Source organism: Niallia sp. FSL W8-1348, assembly GCF_038006745.1.
GTDB lineage: Bacteria > Bacillota > Bacilli > Bacillales > Cytobacillaceae > Niallia > Niallia alba.
Genome location: NZ_JBBOVV010000001.1, coordinates 2,531,901 through 2,548,495, shown reverse-complemented (window position 1 = coordinate 2,548,495; position 16,595 = coordinate 2,531,901). Strand labels below are relative to the sequence as shown.

Sequence of the window (16,595 nt, the reverse complement as noted above, 5' to 3'; positions counted from 1 at the left end):
TTGACAAGAATGAACAACATTTATTGAGAACTAGATTCGTTAGTTTGTCCATTATTTTGATTACCCTCGGGGGCTTGTCCTCGGCCACCTTCGAAATTACCGCTTGGTGGTGTTCCGCCTTGTCCTCGGCCACCGCCACCACCTGGGCCCCCCATATTATTGGTAGGTGCCTCTGAAATACCAGATTCATCTACATAGGTTAATGTATCGGAAACAGTAAATTCAACAACTTCTGTTCCTTTTTCATATGATCCTGTCGATAAACCATTGCTTTTTACCTCTGTGCTACTTCCACCAGAGTACAATACATAAGTACTATCTTTTGTAATCTTCGATGAACTAATCACAACTGTTTGGTAATCTTTTTTCGGTTTTACTGTTACAATAGCATTCCCATCACTATCTTCTAAATGAACAAGTGTGCCTGCTTTTTGTGTCTCTGAATAAGTCATCATTATAGAATTTTGCTCAGATGTATCAGATGTTGCCTGGGCCATCCCTGAACTGCCTAGTGCTATTAATGTCCCTCCACTTATTTCAAAACTACCATCATAGTCTAACGCTCCGTTTCCGTCATTCGTTGGGCCACTAACAATGATCGTACCGCCTGTTACCACGATTGATCCATTTGCATCCAATCCATCTCCATCTGCCTCTACGTAGACATTTCCTCCATTAATGGTTAGCAATGCATTCCCTGCTGATTCCATTCCCATTCCTTCACCAGGGGCGGCACTTTCACTGCTACCATCACTAACGTTAATACCGTCATCTGCTGTTATAACGGAGATATCTCCGTCATTAATAGTGACTGTTTTTCCTTCTATTCCTTCATAACTTTTTTTAATATCGATCGTTCCATTAGCGATTAAAAGCTCATTCTCTGCATGAATACCATCATCACCAGTTAGAATAGTAAATTCACCATCCATGATTGTAATGTTTGCATCACTATGAACAGCATCATCTAACGTATCTATCTCAAACGCTCCACTACCAATAGCGATCTCCTTATTTGCCTTTAACCCTTTTGTACTTGGTGTATCCTCCACTTCCGTCTCTTCTTCCGCGCTATCTCCCCAAGGTTGTCCTCCCATCATTTCCTCTCTTACTTCGATAGTCTCAGGGCTGCCTCCACCTGCTGTAATGGTAAAATCACCATCTGCCACATAGAGAGAGGACTCAGCTTGTATACCATCTGTTCCAGCTTTTATATTAAATGTACCATCTTCAATGGCAATAATACCTTTTGTATCATTTGTATTCGTTGATTTAATGCCATCTCCACCCGCATTAATATCAAATGTTCCACTCTTTATCGCTACTAAATCTCTGCCCAAAATAGCATCATCTACAGCAGTTACTTTTATCGTTCCTTCCATAATTCGTAAATCGTCTTTACTTCCAATCCCATTATCATAATTCCCAACTACTTCTAAAACACCTGTCCCATTTATTGTTAAGTCATCCTTACTAAAGATTGCTGCATTGGGCTCACCCGATCCATCATCTTCCGTATAAGTTTCTCCATCAGACACCTGATTTTCCGTACCCTCTGCAAGGGTAATAATGGTATCCTCTGCCTCCTTTATAAAAATCGCCGCAGACTTACTATTATGAATGTCTACTCCATTTAAAACGAGTTGAACCTTTCCTGTATCCGGTGCGTCAACTACTATCTGTCCGTCCTCCAAGTCACCGCTTAAAACATATACCCCTCCAGTTCTTATTGTAATAGTCGTTCCAGATGTCATTATTGCCGCAGATTCATCATAAGAAACTTTGTCTCCATTTAAAGTAATAGAAATAGAATTTTCGTCTTCCCAATTCGTTTGATAATCCTCCTCCTCATAACTTATATTTTCACTAATATATGCACTCACATCTATTTCACTAAGTGAGCCAGCATTACTATTTTTAGAGTTATCACTATCCTTACTACATGCAAATAAAAGCAAGGTACATGCAATAGGCAAGACTAACTTTTTCATTTTACTTTTTTTCATTATCATGTCTCCTTTCTTTTACTATGCCTTCATTATGAGTGCAAAACCTTAACAATTCCTTTAGAAGTTGGTTTTTATTTATTTTTCCTGTTTCTTTCTATATATGGGAGAAAAGTTCCTCTACTAGCCTCTCCACCAATTGCTTTTACACTATTTTTATAAAAAATTAAAACCTACTTAAAAATCTTAAGGATAGATTAAGGTTTATAAATGATAATGTGTCCAAGCAGCTAAAAGAAAGGAGAATCAACATGGAAGCACAAAAACTAAACGGTTTAAATGGTAGAACCGAACTAAAACATGAATTAAATCAAATAGATTGTTATCTATTAAGAAATAAATTAAAGCATGTAATGGAAGTTGACCCCCATGCTACTAATGATGGGAAGTATCTAATTAGAAGTGTTTACTTCGATAATTTTGAAAACAAAGCACTCACACAAAAAAAAGAAGGTCTTCTTAATCGCGATAAATTTCGAGTAAGGCTGTATGACTATAATACAAACTATTTAAATTTAGAAAGAAAGAGCAAACGCAATAATTTGACCTATAAAGATAAATGTAGAATTACTGCAGAAGAATATGAAAAAATCCGCATCGGAGATATTAAGTGGATGGAAAATGACCCTCGTGACTTGATCAAGGAATTATTCATTCATATGAGTTTATATCAGCTAAAGCCACACACAGTTGTAGATTATGTACGTGAAGTCTTTATATATCGTTATGGAAATGTCCGGGTAACCTTTGATAGTTCTATTCAAACAAGTTTTCGCAATAATGATGTTCTAAACAGAGATTTACCTATGGTTGAAACCAACCCAAATATCACTATTTTAGAGGTTAAATACGATGAATTTTTGCCTGAAATAATCAAAAACCTTCTGCAAATAAGTGATAGAAGAAAAGGAACCTATTCTAAATATCAAATCAGTAGAATGTACGGATAATAAATATACATTTTCAAGGAGGAACAATTATGAGTAATATTAGTTTCGAGGATATATTCAAATCAAGTATTTTAGAAAAAACAAGTAACTTTTCAGTAATTGATTCATTAATAGGACTATTAGTAGCTTTTGGGGTCGGTTTATTCATCTATTATGTTTACAAAAAAACTTTTTCAGGTGTAATATATTCTCACACCTTTAATATTTCCCTTATTATTATATCGATGGCAACTGCCTTAATCATTATCGGAATATCATCCAATGTCTTACTATCACTTGGAATGGTCGGCGCATTATCCATTGTACGTTTTAGAACACCAATTAAAGATCCAATGGACTTAGTATATTTATTCTGGGCAATTGTATCTGGAATTCTTTGTGGTGCAGGATTTATTGTTCTAGTTATATTAGGTGCACTCTTAATTGGAATTGTACTTATTCTGTTTACAAACCGTATTAAGATCGAAAATCCATATTTATTAGTTATTAAATATACAAATGAATCATTGGAGGATTCGTTAACAAAGACTATTTCCGATCATGCAAAAAAATTCTCGGTTAAATCAAAATCAATTATGCCAGGAAATGACTTTGAAGTAACTTACGAAATTCGTGTAAAAGAGAACAATGCTACTTTCATCAATAACATTTCTAAGCTTGATGGTGTAAAGTCAGCAATTATGCTTAGTTATGATGGCAACTTCACCGCATAAAAATAGAAACATCGAAGCAAAGACATACTTATGCTTCGATGTTTTTATTTTTTTCCTCTATTTCTTCTCTATATACAGTACGAATAATTATTATTATCTAATAAATAGCTGTATAATTATATATACTTGATGGTTATTAATAAAGCAAGTTATACATAATTTTTCTTATCATCATAATAGACAAGGAGTTATAAGAATTATGACTATTCTTTTAGTAGATGACAATACTGTCAATCTATTTGTAATGGAAAAAATACTAAAAAACGCTGGGTACGATGATTGTGTCTCACTTACCTCAGCCAATGAATTATTTCATTATTTACAACTTGATGCTCCTCATTCCACAGGGAATAGTGTGGACTTAATATTACTTGATATTATGATGCCAGAAATAGATGGCATTGAAGCTTGTAAACGTATTAAAAAAGTGGAACACCTTAAGGATATACAGATTATCTTTGTAACAGCATTAGAGGATAAAAATAAACTTGCGGAAGCCTTGGATATTGGCGGTGTAGATTATATCACGAAGCCTCTTGATAAAATTGAACTCCTTGCAAGAATACGCGTTGCCCTACGGTTAAAAGCCGAACTTGATTGGCATACCCAACATGAGAAAAAGATTCAGTACGAATTAGATTTAGCAACTCATGTACAAAGAAGCTTATTGAGCTCTCCCTTAAAAGATGAGCATATGCATATCGAAGTTTCCTATTTGCCCTCTTTTAATCTGGCAGGTGATATGTATTATTGGTATAAAGTCGATGAGGATAAATATGCAATTATTCTTTTAGATATGATGGGCCACGGCATCTCCGCCTCTTTAGTATGTATGTTTATCTCTTCTGTCCTAAGAGAATCAGTTAAACAATTAGTACAGCCTAACCTGGTTATAAAAGAATTAAATCGTTACATGACTTTATTAAAAAATGAAAAAGAGGGACTTCCATTTTACTTTACTGCCATTTATTTAGTAATTGATACAAAGAAAAAAACAGTGGAGTATGTTAATGCAGGGCATCCTTATGGATATATGTTAGTGGATGAAAATGATGTTGTTACGTTAGAACAAAGTACTTGTGCAGTAGGATTTTTTGATGAAATGGAAATTAATACAAAAGAGGTTTCCTTTGAGAAAGATGTCCAAATTATTCTCTATACAGACGGGGTATTAGAAGCAATGGGTCCTTGCGAATTTGAAGCAGAAAAACAAATTCGCTCTATTTCCTCTAAAAGATGGGAACATACCTGTTCCGTAATGGATCATTTACTTACAAAAGAGCAACAGTCCGATCAGCCAGATGATATGTGTGTATTAATGATCCAAGCAAAAGCAAACAATTAATATTTATATTGAATGTCACTAGTGTTGCATAAATGTTGTTAGAATATTCAGTTTAAATATGTCCCCTGTTAAGAGCCAAAAAAGTAAATACCCAACTAAAGGTGGATCCATCCATTTGGAAATTTTTTTACAATTAGACTTAAGAGACGACGACAATTTGTTTATTAAGGAATGGTTTTTCCTTCAATCTTTCGAAGCCAAATATGTGCTGGTTTCCACAAAGCTGCCCGTAAATATCGGCTAATTTGTAGGGTTTTTCGTTTACTTTTTGTCTCGATTTGTGCGAGAACATGCAGGCAAAAAACAATAAGTGCGATAAACACTTGATTCTGAATTGCCCATTCGCTTTGGCCGTAAAACTTTTTGATATGGAGATGTTGTTTAATCCATTTGAAAAATAACTCAATCGCCCAGCGTGATTTATACATCTTTGAGATTTCTTCAGCACTTAAATCAAAACGATTTGTGATTAAATGAAGCTCATTTCCTTTTGAATCAATCACTTTTAGAAGACGAAAGTAATTTTCGGCACGGTTTTGCGTCGTACCAATCAACACCATTTGATCCGACAAAACAGATGTATTCTCGGGTAGTTTAAAATCGTAAACCTCCCGTATGACTGCGTTTTTTCGCAGCCTAGAAAGGAAAAAGTAGCCGTCATCTGTCATCCGATCAAAGCGTTCGTAGTCTAAGTAACCACGGTCAAACACATACATACATTCCTTGTCATCAACCATTACTTCAAGCTGACCGCGGTCATGTTCTTTGGCCGTTGTCATAATGGCCTTTTCGGGATAGGATATACCTTTTTCCATAAACACAAGGCGTAAGTGCAATTTAACACCCGCTTTTGTTTTGCGGAATTTTGCCCATTTATGATTAGTCAAATTGAGAGGCAATGTGCTTGAATCAATGATTTTTAATGGCATCACAAGTTTCGTGTTGTGCGTTTTGGCATGAATTTGTGAAACTAAATCAAGGAAAAGCTTTTGGAATAAGTCTGGATTCATGCCATTTAAACGGCGTGAGAGTTGGGAAATACTGATAGAATCAAGATCAATGCCCTTTTGCAGTTGATCATCGAAAAGACAATCGCTCAGCGCATGCAGACTTTCGACTTCTTCTAGCTGCGCAAAAAGTAATAATTTTAGAAATGACTCTGTCGTTAGTTTTTTCGTATAGAAATCTAATTTCAACGTTTTCACGTTTTCTTCAAATAATTGAAGATTTATTGGTGAAAACCATTGTCCAAATGAAGTTTTTCGTGTAATCTTGTCCATGCGATAGTCCTTTTTAGTGGATTTGGACGGGTTACCACCTAACTTATCCATTATAAAGGACTTTTTCTTTGCATAAAATGATAAAATTGAACATTTCAAGTATTTTTAATAGTTAAATTAAATTAACGCAACACTAGTGATTGAATGTTTATAAATAAAAAGGGATTTCTCACCATAGGAGAAATCCTTTCTTTTGTTGTTAGAGCTGGATATGAAGCTAATAGATTTTTTGATAAAGCCTTTCTCCGCCTGCTAGCTCTCTATATTTTGGCATGACATCAACAAAACTTAATGTCTCTTTATCTCCTAAACCAAGAAATCCATCTTTACTTAAGCTTTCATAAAAGAGATGATGGACTTGATTTTGGAGCATTGGATTAAAGTAAATCAAAACATTTCTACAGATAATCACATGAAATTCATTAAACGATTGATCCGTAACCAGATTATGTTGAGCAAAAATAATATTTTTCAACAAATCAGAATGAAAATAAGCAAATTGATGATCTGTTTTATAATATTCCGAGAAAGCATTCGTTCCTCCGGCAAGCATATAGTTTTTCGTATATGCTTGCATTTTATGCAGAGGAAATGCACCTTTGCTCGCCTTTTCAAGAACATTTTCATTCATATCTGTGGCATAAATAACGGCCTTATCCTTTAACCCCTCTTCTTCCAACAGAATAGCCATTGAAAATACTTCTTCACCTGTAGCACAACCTGCATGCCATACCCGAATTTCATCATACTTTCGCAAATGGGGAATTACTTGCTCTCGAAATGTGCGAAAAAAACTTGGATTCCTAAACATTTCCGTTACATTGATGGAAAAGTCATTTAGAAGCTGCTCTAGAATAGCGTCTTCGTGAATCACTTTTTCCAGCAATCTCGTAATCGTAGGTATATTATCCATCTTCATTCTATAATAGATTCTGCGCGTAATAGAGGATCGGTTATATTGACGAAAATCAAAACCTGATAATCGAAAAATCCCTTCAAGCAGCAGATCTACTTCAACGTCTGCATGATCTTGATTTTCTACCTCTTGTTCGTTATTCAGGAATGGATGATCCATAACCGTTCCTCCTTACTTAGCTAGCCATACTCTTAGGACCGAGTATAACTGATCTAAATCTAGCGGCTTACTAATATAATCAGATGCACCCGCTTCTAAACATTTTTCTCGATCGTTTTTCATCGCTTTTGCAGTTAAGGCAATAATAGGTATCTCTGTCAAATTCATCGTTTGACGAATAATAGTCATTGTTTCATAACCGTTCATATTTGGCATCATAATATCCATTAGAATAACATCTAAATCCGTTGTTCCATCGAGAATGTCCAGACATTCCCTACCATTATACGCAACAAGGACGTCCATCCCTCTTTTTTCAAGCGTCGTTTTTAGAGCATAAATATTACGGTTATCATCATCTACAATTAATACCCTTTTCCCTTTAAATACATTTTCATGGTCATCATTAGTCATCATGATTTCCGTTTTTCTTTCTTCCACTTGCTTTTGTTCTTCTAGATCTATTTCTTGGCGAACTTCTTGCTTTTTCACTTCCATAGTTGCAGCAACATTCATTTCACTAATATTCAATTTAGCATCAGCTATTCCATTCGGAAGACTTGGAATAATGAGAGTAAAGGTACTTCCCCTACCTTCCGTGCTTTTCAAGGAAATCCAACCACCTAGTAATCTAGCAAATTCTCTACAAATGGATAATCCTAAACCTGTACCTCCATACTTACGTACAGTAGCACCATCTGCTTGCTGGAATGTTTCAAAGATAAGCTTATGTTTATCTTTCGGAATTCCGATACCTGTATCCGACACAGAAACTTCCAACCACTCACTGCTTAATTCTCTCATACTACGACTCATTTGGTTTTTCTTCTTAATATTTAAAGATACTGTTCCACTTTCCGTGAATTTAAACGCATTGGATAAAAGGTTTTTAATAATTTGTTGGAATCTCTTTTCATCTGTATATAAAATATCCTTCAGATCTTCCTGTTTATTCACAACAAATTCTACATCCTTCTGTTTGGCAACAGGAGCGAAACTTCTTTCCAACTGTGAAGTAATATCATGGATACTTACTTCTCCAAAATGTACATCGAGCTTTCCTGCCTCTACTTTTGAAAGATCGAGAATATCATTGATAAGGGAAAGAAGATCTTTACCGGAGGAATGAATAACATTCGCAAATTCCATTTCTTCTGCCGATAAATGATTCGAATCATTCTCAGCTAACATTTCTGATAGAATAAGAATACTATTTAGCGGTGTTCTTAATTCATGAGACATATTAGCTAAAAACTCTGATTTATAATTAGAATTTTGAATGACCAATTCTGTTTTCTCTTCTAATTCTTCTTTTGCTTTTTCTAAATCTCTTGTCTTCGCTTCCGCTTCTCTTGTCCGATCTTCTAGCTGCTCGTTGGTAGCCATCAGTTCTTCTTTTTGCATTTGTAACTCTTCAGACTGGGACTGCAATTCCTCTGACTGTGTCTGCAGTTCTTCTGATTGTACTTGTAACTCTTCTGTCATGGCTCTCGATTCATTTAATAGGCGAACTACTTCCATTCTCCCCATAATACTATTGATGGTTAATCCGAACGTTTCCACTATACCAGCTATTAGATCTTGTTGAAGCTTTGTAAATTCTGTCATGGTTGCAAGCTCTAATACAGCAATTACGCCTCCTTCAAACATAACCGGTACAATAATAATGCTTCGTGGCGATACATCCCCTAAACCTGTTGCAATTAAGCGATAATCACTTGGAACTTCCTTATAGTACAGAATGCGTTGTTCTTTTGCGCTTTGTCCAATAAGCCCTTCTCCTAATTGGAAAGAATCTCTTCCAATTGTATCGCCTGATTCAGCAAAGGTTGCTGTTTTTACATACATTTCCTTTTTCTGTTGTTTATCCTTTACATAAAAGGCACCAAAACTTGCATCTGTTTTTTGTGCTATTTCTGTTATAAACACGCTAGCCAATGTTTCAATAGAGGGAATCCCTTGAAATTTCATAACAATATCAGCAACATTAGATTGTAACCATTCTCTCTGCTCTACGGCATCAAGAAGTCCATTTGTTGCATCAGCAAGCTCTTTTATTTCATCGTTTGTCCGGACATGAATTCGGGTAGTGACGTTTCCTTTAGATGCAGCAATTGTCTTAATAGATCCTGTTACTTCTCTTATCGTTCTAACAATTGATTTAGATGTTTGACTCGCCATCATAATAGCGACAAGTGAAATCAAAACTAATGCACCAAATAACCCGATCGTTAATATATTATTTTGTTTATCTAGCTGTGCCGCTCTATTAGCAGATGCTGTCTTTTCAGTATCTCTAAGATTCATAAATTTTGCTGTAACATCGTTTATGTAATCTCGACCAATATCTGCCTCGAAAAATTCATTAAGTGCCTCTGTATTGTTTTGTGCTTTATATTGGATGGTTGGCTCTCCTGCTATATTAATCCAACTCTCAATACTTTCCTTTATTTCTAGCAAATTGTCCTGCTGTGCAGGTTTATTTTGCATTAAATGATATAGCTCATCAAATTGCGTTTCCCAATTTTCCTTCCCATCGTTATACGGACTTAAGTAACTTTGGTTACCTGTGATTATATATCCACGCTGACCTGTTTCCATATCTAATATACTTTTTTCAATGGAAGAAGTTAATTCATATATGCGAGAATCATAATTGATAATCGAGTTACGTTCCTGCTGAAGGGAACGAATTTGATTATTTAGTAGAATTACCGACACAAGTAAGCAAAGAATGATAACAATGTAACCAAGGATAATTTTGGAGCGAATTCCAAATTTAAATTTCGATTCCATTTGATTACCTTCCTTAACTTATTTTCTATTTTAATAGTATAGTATCTGTAACAAAAATGAAAAGGGAATTTGTTCTATTTTACTCTATTTCATATAGTTTATATTACTTTTTTTCATGGTACAACTTTTCAAGCTTATTCTTTGAAACATCCTTTGGCAATTTTACAAGCAAAAAACCTTTTTCTCTAAAGACTGTTTTAGTATAGTTTGTTGCCATTAACCGGAAGCCTGAATACACTTGCGAGGTCTCAACCTCCGGGCGTCTATGTATCTTCAGGCTACTCAGTATCTCTTGAAAAATTATCCCCTTATAAAAAACAACAATCTTATAGTAAGCAGCCTATCTATAAAATAACTTCGTTTAGTTATCCTTTATTTTTTGTAAAAACATTCATTACACACTGAAAATTTACTTTTGGCGGATAATTCTTTTCCACATACTTTACATCTCTTTATCCGTCTCTTTCCTTTTATCCCTTTCTTTAGTTGCTCATTAATTTGATCACTCAATTCCAATCTAACCTTTTCCCAATAATAGGCTTCTGTTCTTCTTTCTAATCGATATAAGAATAATAAATGAAGCCCGATAGATTTATAAGCAAGCTCTAACTCCTCTAAGCTATCCTGCTTTATTTTTGGTTCTGGTAAATCCCTGTTTTCAACAATTGCTTCCATATTCGTTTTCCACTGGACTCGTAATGAACTTTCACTTGTTGCAAACGGGAGCTTCAAAAAACTAAATAAATCATATAAGGACATTCTCGCTTCGACCATCGTATCCATAATCATTTCATATAGCAGCATTTCCTCTGCTAAAGATGCCTTTTTCGTTCCCTCAGGGCTTTTAAAATGTCCCCATAGATAAAAGAACAAGCCGAGATTATTGGAATACTTTTGAAATCTTTCTAAAACGGCACTTGTAGGCGCTATTGTAAATCCAAAAAGGTCCGTATCCTTTTTTTCTAATAAATATTTCATCTTTTTACGATCACTTGTAAAAGCAACTCGCCCAATATCATAAATTCCCTTTCTTCCTGCTCTTCCTGCAATCTGCTTAACTTCCTGAGAGGTTAACATTCTTCTTCTAATACCATCAAATTTGTCATTTTCTAAGAAAACGATTCTCCTTATTGGCAAATTCAGCCCCATCCCAATCGCATCTGTCGAAACAATAACTTTCGTTTCTCCCTTAATAAAACGCTCCATTTGTTTTTTCCTTGCTTCCGGGGGCATACTTCCATAGATAACACTGACTTGCCAGCCCCTTCTTTGTAGCTCGGAAGCTGTTTCTAATACGTTCCTTCTTGAAAAGCAAACAAGGGCATCTCCTTTTCTCGTATGGCTGAGCTGGAATAAATCATTTTCTACCTGTAGTGGTGTCTCTCTTCGATACTCATGAACCTCTACATTTGTATCGCCTAATAGCTGTAAAATCATGTTTTTTGCATGAAGACTTGCGATAATATGAACCTCATTCGCATTTGCTTTCGTAATAGCCCGGTACCAGGAGAATCCTCTTTCCCTATCTGCAATCATTTGGGCTTCATCAATAACGATCACTTCGTAATAGTTTTTTTCATGAAACATTTCCACCGTACTTGATTGGTGCTGTGCATTAAGAACAAGCTTTTCTTCTTCTCCTGTTTTAAGGGAACAAGGAATCCCTTGCTGATTTAGTTTCTCATAAATTTCTAGTGCTAATAATCTTAATGGTGCCAAATATAAACCACTACTAGCTTCCATCATCCGGTTAATAGCCTGAAAAGTTTTACCAGTATTTGTCTCCCCTGTATGAAGTACATATTTAACATCTATATTGGTTGGAGGATAATATTCCCTACCAAATATATCCTCAATCATTCTAGCTTCTTCTTCTTTGCGACGTCTTTGCTCTTCCCGATCCTCTGCTTCCTTTTGCGCCTTCCTTTGTCTATCTTTTTCCATAATCTCTTTATGAATCTCCATATCAAAAGGAATGTCCAATAATTTTTCCAAATCTATTACGTATTCAGGCAACAAATCCTCTAAAAATTCTACTGTCACTTCTTGAAGTAACGGCATACTTGCTTCAAGCAAAGAAGAATTGGTTAAGGAATGACTATATACTTCCGTATATTCTTCCTTTATACGAGTTGGCAATCTGTCTTTTACCCAAGTAGGAAAAAAATCGATTAGATGTTGAAGGATTAGATTTTCATATGCCTCTGTCCGATCCTCTAAAAAATAAAATTGATTATAAGGCATATTCATTTCATTCGATAAATATTCTTCAAAGGTTAACTCCATGGAAGATAAAATAATACCATTTCTGTCTATCTCAAGCGCAATATTACTTCCAGTTAAATAGCGAATATAAAGAAACAGTTCCTCATAATGTTTCTCTATCAATTGTTCGATATAATAAGAAAACTTCACTGTATATTTACGCTTTGTTTCCATGTCTTTGTGTTCTTCCACTTTTTCTACATATGCTACTCGTTGCTTTCTATATTTGTTTTTCCAGTTTTCCTTATCTTCCCCTAACTTTTTTGTCAGCCACTCTTCATAAGAAAATGCGCCAACATCTCGTATTTCACTTCGAAATAATCGATTGATCTGCTTTTTACTAAGGTAGCTAATATCCAATCCTTTATTTGTAAGATATTGTTTCTTTTCAGCGTACTTTATATAACTAGTTGCTATATTAAGCCATGTGTTTAACCAAATTTGCTCTATATAAACTTTCCGATCTGCCATATACTGTGCAAATGTCGGTAGACTTTCTTTGTTTTCTAAATACTTATTTACATCCTTTATAATATGCATTTTTGTTAGTTGAATCGCTTTATCATACTGGGTTTTTAATATTGGATTTATCATGATGAACTCCTATAATAATGGATTACTATCCTTCTTTTACTTATTTTCCTTTATTTTATCTTAGACATGTAGATTTTTTTAATATTTTTTGGATTTTCTTGTGTTTTATTTAAGCTCTTTTTGTAAAATTTATTGCTATTTGTCCGTCTCCTAAATACTTATAAACACTTTTTTGTTAATAAACACTATCTATTTAAAAAAGTAAGAAAGATTACTGTTAAGTCTACACGGTGAATGTCAGTTTTTATCGATTTTTAGAAAATAGTTTTTCTGTTATTTACGATTATTTTTTTCAAAGAGGGGAATAAAGAATGTAAATAAGATTTCTCAGGAAATAATAAAAATCCTTGCACTTTGGCAAGGATTATTTGGGAGGATCTTCTTTAATAGATTAAATTTTTACTTAGTTTTTCTTTAAGCTTAACTCGCGTTTGTATTGCTCTAATTCTTTCGTTGTACAACGTACAAAGTGACCTGGAGCAACTTCTCTTAATTCGGCTGGTTCACTTGTATCATGTACAGATGGATCATAAGCAATTCTTTTACGTTCACGTTCATAACGTGGATCTGGAAGCGGAATTGCTGATAGCAATGATTTTGTGTATGGGTGAATTGGGTTCTCATACAGTTCATCTGCTTCTGCAAGCTCTACCAGGTTACCCATATACATAACGCCAATACGGTCACTAATGTATTTAACCATTGAAAGGTCATGGGCAATAAATAAATACGTTAGTCCGCGTTCTTTTTGCAGCTTTTTCAAAAGGTTAACAACCTGTGCTTGAATGGAAACGTCTAGTGCAGAAATCGGCTCGTCACAGATAATGAAATCTGGCTCAACAGCTAGTGCACGAGCAATCCCGATTCTTTGGCGCTGACCACCACTAAATTCGTGCGGAAAGCGTGTAGCATGCTCTTTATTCAATCCTACTACTTCTAGTAGCTCTTCTACTCTTTGACGACGCTCTTCTGGTGTTTTTGCAAGCTTATGATTATCAATACCTTCTGCAATGATATCAAGTACTGTCATACGTGGATTTAGAGATGAATGCGGATCTTGGAAAATCATTTGCATTTTTTGGTTGAATTTGCGAAGCTCTGCCTTTGATTTTTTACCGTGCACATCTTCGCCTTCAAATTTAACTTCTCCACCTGTTGCATCGTAAAGACGGATAATTGTTCTTCCTGTTGTAGATTTCCCACAACCAGATTCTCCAACTAGACCAAATGTTTCTCCTTTAAAAATTTCAAAGGATACACCATCCACCGCTTTGATGATTCTATCTCTACCTGCGGAAAAGTGCTTTTGCAAGTTTTTTACTTCTAGTAATTTTTCTCTAGTCAACGTTTTTCACCGTCCTTGCGACCTGTTTTCGCGAAACCAAGCATTCTTTGTTTAACAGCTTCTGGTGGCTCAACTTTTGGAGCATCTTCATGCAATAACCAAGTTGCTGCATAATGCGTATCCGAAACTTTAAACATTGGTGGTTCCATTACCGTGTCAATTTCTAGTGCAAATTGATTTCTAGGCGCAAATGCGTCTCCTGCTGGAGGCTTTAACATATTCGGTGGGCTTCCAGGTATAGCGAAAAGCTCTTCATCCGTACTGTCTAATGTTGGCATAGATCCTATTAATCCCCATGTATATGGATGCTTCGGATTATAGAAAATATCATCAACTGTTCCAATTTCAACAATCTTTCCAGCATACATAACCGCAACGCGATCTGCAACGTTTGCTACAACGCCAAGGTCATGAGTAATAAAAATAATCGCACTATCTGTTTTCTTTTGAATGTCTTTCATTAATTCTAAAATTTGTGCCTGAATCGTAACATCAAGTGCTGTTGTTGGTTCATCAGCAATTAAAATCTTCGGGTTACACGCAAGCGCGATTGCAACAACCACACGTTGACGCATTCCACCTGAGAATTGGTGTGGAAATTGGTTAATACGAATTTCCGGTTGTGGAATACCAACTAACTCAAGCAGCTCAAGAGCACGTTTCTTTGCATCAGATTTGTTCATGTTTTGATGCTTAATTAGACCTTCCATGATCTGATTCCCAATTTTCATTGTTGGGTTTAAGGAAGACATCGGATCTTGAAACACCATTGAAATATCTTTACCGCGAATTTTTTGCATTTCTTTCTTGGACTTTTTAACAATATCTTCGCCTTCTAATAATATTTCTCCACTTTTAATGACACTTTGCGGTTCGGGAAGTAGTCTCATTAAAGCATTAGAAGTAACGGATTTACCAGAACCGGATTCCCCTACAATTGCTAGTGTTTCTCCTTTATTTAACTCAAAGCTAACACCGCGAACAGCTTGTACTTCACCGTTGTAGGTGTTAAATGATACTCTTAAATCTTTGACTTCTAATAATTTACTCATTTATAAACACCTACTCTCTTATTTATGCATTTTAGGGTCGAATGCATCACGCAAACCATCACCCAATATATTGAATGCAATCATTAATACTGACAATACAGTCGCTGGGAAAACTAGTAAATACGGATATAATCGCAAGTTAGCAAATCCAAGCTCAATCAAAGCACCTAATGAGGCTTTCGGAGGTACAATACCAAGTCCGATGAAGCTTAGGAATGCTTCGAAGAAAATAGCTCCAGGAATCGAGAACATTGTATTAACAATAATAATTCCAGTAATATTCGGAACTAAGTGTCGTCTAATAATCGTACCATTTGACGTCCCTAATGTTCTCGCAGCAAGTACGAATTCTTGATTTGTAAGCTTTAATACTTCTCCACGAACAATACGGGACATTCCGATCCATCCTGTAATCGCTAATGCAATAACAATGGAAACTATCCCAGGCTGGAGGATAAGCATCATTAACAGAATAACTACTAGGTTTGGTATTCCTACTAATACTTCCGCGATACGCTGTAATACGTTATCGACTCTTCCACCATAAAATCCAGATACACCACCATAGGTTACACCAATTAATAAATCAAGTATCGCTGCAACAAATGCAATGATCAATGATACTCTTGTACCTTCCCAAAGTCTTGTCCATTGGTCACGGCCTAGTGTATCAGTCCCAAACCAGAAATAAGTATCATTAAGTTCTTTCGCTTCATAGATGTGGAAGGTTGCTCTTACTGCAGCAGAATTTCTTGTACCGTCTCCTTCATCTAGAACTTTAATATCAACAAACTCATCTGTGCTCTTATAACGAGCCATTGCTTTGGCAGTTGCATCTTTTACATTCGTACCTTCATATCTACCTGATAAAGTACCATTTAGACCTAACCAAGAAACATTCTCTAATACTGGTACTCTAGGAGGAAGCTTTGCACGAGACAAATCTTGTCCATTATTCCCGTAATCATTCATATGGGGACCAATAATACTCATTAAGATTATTAATAATATTATAAATATACTTACTATTGCAGGTTTATTTTTAAACAACGTTCTTCTTGCATCCTGACTAAAGGTTCTACTTGGTGCAGTTATTTTCTCACTAATATTCTCTTCTTGCTTAAGAGGTCTAAATAAATTTTTATCTATTTGATTAAGATTCTTTTTATCCATT

The 16,595-nt window shown here is 35.3% G+C and carries 11 protein-coding genes; 3 read left to right on the top strand and 8 right to left on the bottom strand.

What is annotated here, in order from left to right; all coding sequences use genetic code 11:
* Positions 1-20: 20 nt before the first annotated feature.
* Positions 21-2,006: a carbohydrate-binding domain-containing protein gene (locus NST60_RS12200; RefSeq protein ID WP_169189459.1), complete on the bottom strand. Its 1,986-nt coding sequence runs from the start codon at positions 2,004-2,006 to the stop codon at positions 21-23.
* A 251-nt stretch (positions 2,007-2,257) separates the two neighbouring features.
* Between NST60_RS12200 and NST60_RS12195 the strand changes: the two genes are divergently transcribed.
* The 3 genes from NST60_RS12195 to NST60_RS12185 all read left to right on the top strand — a co-directional run bounded on the left by NST60_RS12195 (position 2,258) and on the right by NST60_RS12185 (position 5,014).
* A complete protein-coding gene (locus NST60_RS12195; RefSeq protein WP_101728924.1) occupies positions 2,258-2,956 on the top strand; it encodes a polyphosphate polymerase domain-containing protein in 699 nt (232 codons plus the stop codon).
* 29 nt (positions 2,957-2,985) lie between these two features.
* Positions 2,986-3,669, top strand: a complete 684-nt coding sequence (locus NST60_RS12190; protein WP_016201620.1) for a DUF4956 domain-containing protein — start codon at positions 2,986-2,988, stop codon at positions 3,667-3,669.
* A 199-nt stretch (positions 3,670-3,868) separates the two neighbouring features.
* The gene (locus tag NST60_RS12185) at positions 3,869-5,014 is read left to right on the top strand and encodes a fused response regulator/phosphatase (RefSeq protein ID WP_016201619.1); all 1,146 of its coding nucleotides are present in this window, start codon (positions 3,869-3,871) and stop codon (positions 5,012-5,014) included.
* A 164-nt stretch (positions 5,015-5,178) separates the two neighbouring features.
* Here the strand turns inward: NST60_RS12185 and NST60_RS12180 are convergent, their stop codons facing one another.
* From NST60_RS12180 to opp3C, 7 genes are all read right to left on the bottom strand, one after another.
* Positions 5,179-6,294 carry an IS4 family transposase gene (locus NST60_RS12180; RefSeq protein WP_100525938.1) on the bottom strand — a complete coding sequence of 372 codons (1,116 nt, stop codon included), beginning with the start codon at positions 6,292-6,294 and terminating at the stop codon, positions 5,179-5,181.
* Between the two features lie 217 nt (positions 6,295-6,511).
* Positions 6,512-7,369: a CheR family methyltransferase gene (locus tag NST60_RS12175; RefSeq protein ID WP_016201618.1), complete on the bottom strand. Its 858-nt coding sequence runs from the start codon at positions 7,367-7,369 to the stop codon at positions 6,512-6,514.
* 12 nt (positions 7,370-7,381) lie between these two features.
* Positions 7,382-10,165, bottom strand: coding sequence for an ATP-binding protein (locus tag NST60_RS12170; protein ID WP_224427790.1), 2,784 nt, complete (start codon positions 10,163-10,165; stop codon positions 7,382-7,384).
* A gap of 372 nt (positions 10,166-10,537) precedes the next feature.
* Positions 10,538-13,024 carry a helicase-related protein gene (locus NST60_RS12165; protein WP_341098850.1) on the bottom strand — a complete coding sequence of 829 codons (2,487 nt, stop codon included), beginning with the start codon at positions 13,022-13,024 and terminating at the stop codon, positions 10,538-10,540.
* 403 nt (positions 13,025-13,427) lie between these two features.
* Positions 13,428-14,369, bottom strand: a complete 942-nt coding sequence (locus NST60_RS12160; RefSeq protein ID WP_016201616.1) for an ABC transporter ATP-binding protein — start codon at positions 14,367-14,369, stop codon at positions 13,428-13,430.
* Entirely contained in the window at positions 14,366-15,421 is a 1,056-nt protein-coding gene (locus NST60_RS12155; protein WP_016201615.1) for an ABC transporter ATP-binding protein, read from the bottom strand. The genes NST60_RS12160 and NST60_RS12155 overlap by 4 nt, the downstream gene beginning before the upstream one ends.
* A gap of 18 nt (positions 15,422-15,439) precedes the next feature.
* Positions 15,440-16,594 carry an oligopeptide ABC transporter permease gene (gene opp3C, locus NST60_RS12150; protein WP_016201614.1) on the bottom strand — a complete coding sequence of 385 codons (1,155 nt, stop codon included), beginning with the start codon at positions 16,592-16,594 and terminating at the stop codon, positions 15,440-15,442.
* Between the last annotated feature and the right edge of the window lies 1 nt (position 16,595).

Bases quoted from the DNA above. Each gene is read 5' to 3' on its own strand.
- NST60_RS12190 (WP_016201620.1), top strand. From the start codon at position 2,986: ATGAGTAATATTAGTTTCGAGGATATATTCAAATCAAGTATTTTAGAA.
- NST60_RS12195 (WP_101728924.1), top strand. From the start codon at position 2,258: ATGGAAGCACAAAAACTAAACGGTTTAAATGGTAGAACCGAACTAAAA.
- NST60_RS12200 (WP_169189459.1), bottom strand. From the start codon at position 2,006: ATGAAAAAAAGTAAAATGAAAAAGTTAGTCTTGCCTATTGCATGTACC.
- NST60_RS12175 (WP_016201618.1), bottom strand. From the start codon at position 7,369: ATGGATCATCCATTCCTGAATAACGAACAAGAGGTAGAAAATCAAGAT.
- NST60_RS12165 (WP_341098850.1), bottom strand. From the start codon at position 13,024: ATGATAAATCCAATATTAAAAACCCAGTATGATAAAGCGATTCAACTA.
- NST60_RS12185 (WP_016201619.1), top strand. From the start codon at position 3,869: ATGACTATTCTTTTAGTAGATGACAATACTGTCAATCTATTTGTAATG.
- opp3C (WP_016201614.1), bottom strand. From the start codon at position 16,594: ATGGATAAAAAGAATCTTAATCAAATAGATAAAAATTTATTTAGACCT.
- NST60_RS12170 (WP_224427790.1), bottom strand. From the start codon at position 10,165: ATGGAATCGAAATTTAAATTTGGAATTCGCTCCAAAATTATCCTTGGT.
- NST60_RS12180 (WP_100525938.1), bottom strand. From the start codon at position 6,294: ATGGACAAGATTACACGAAAAACTTCATTTGGACAATGGTTTTCACCA.
- NST60_RS12155 (WP_016201615.1), bottom strand. From the start codon at position 15,421: ATGAGTAAATTATTAGAAGTCAAAGATTTAAGAGTATCATTTAACACC.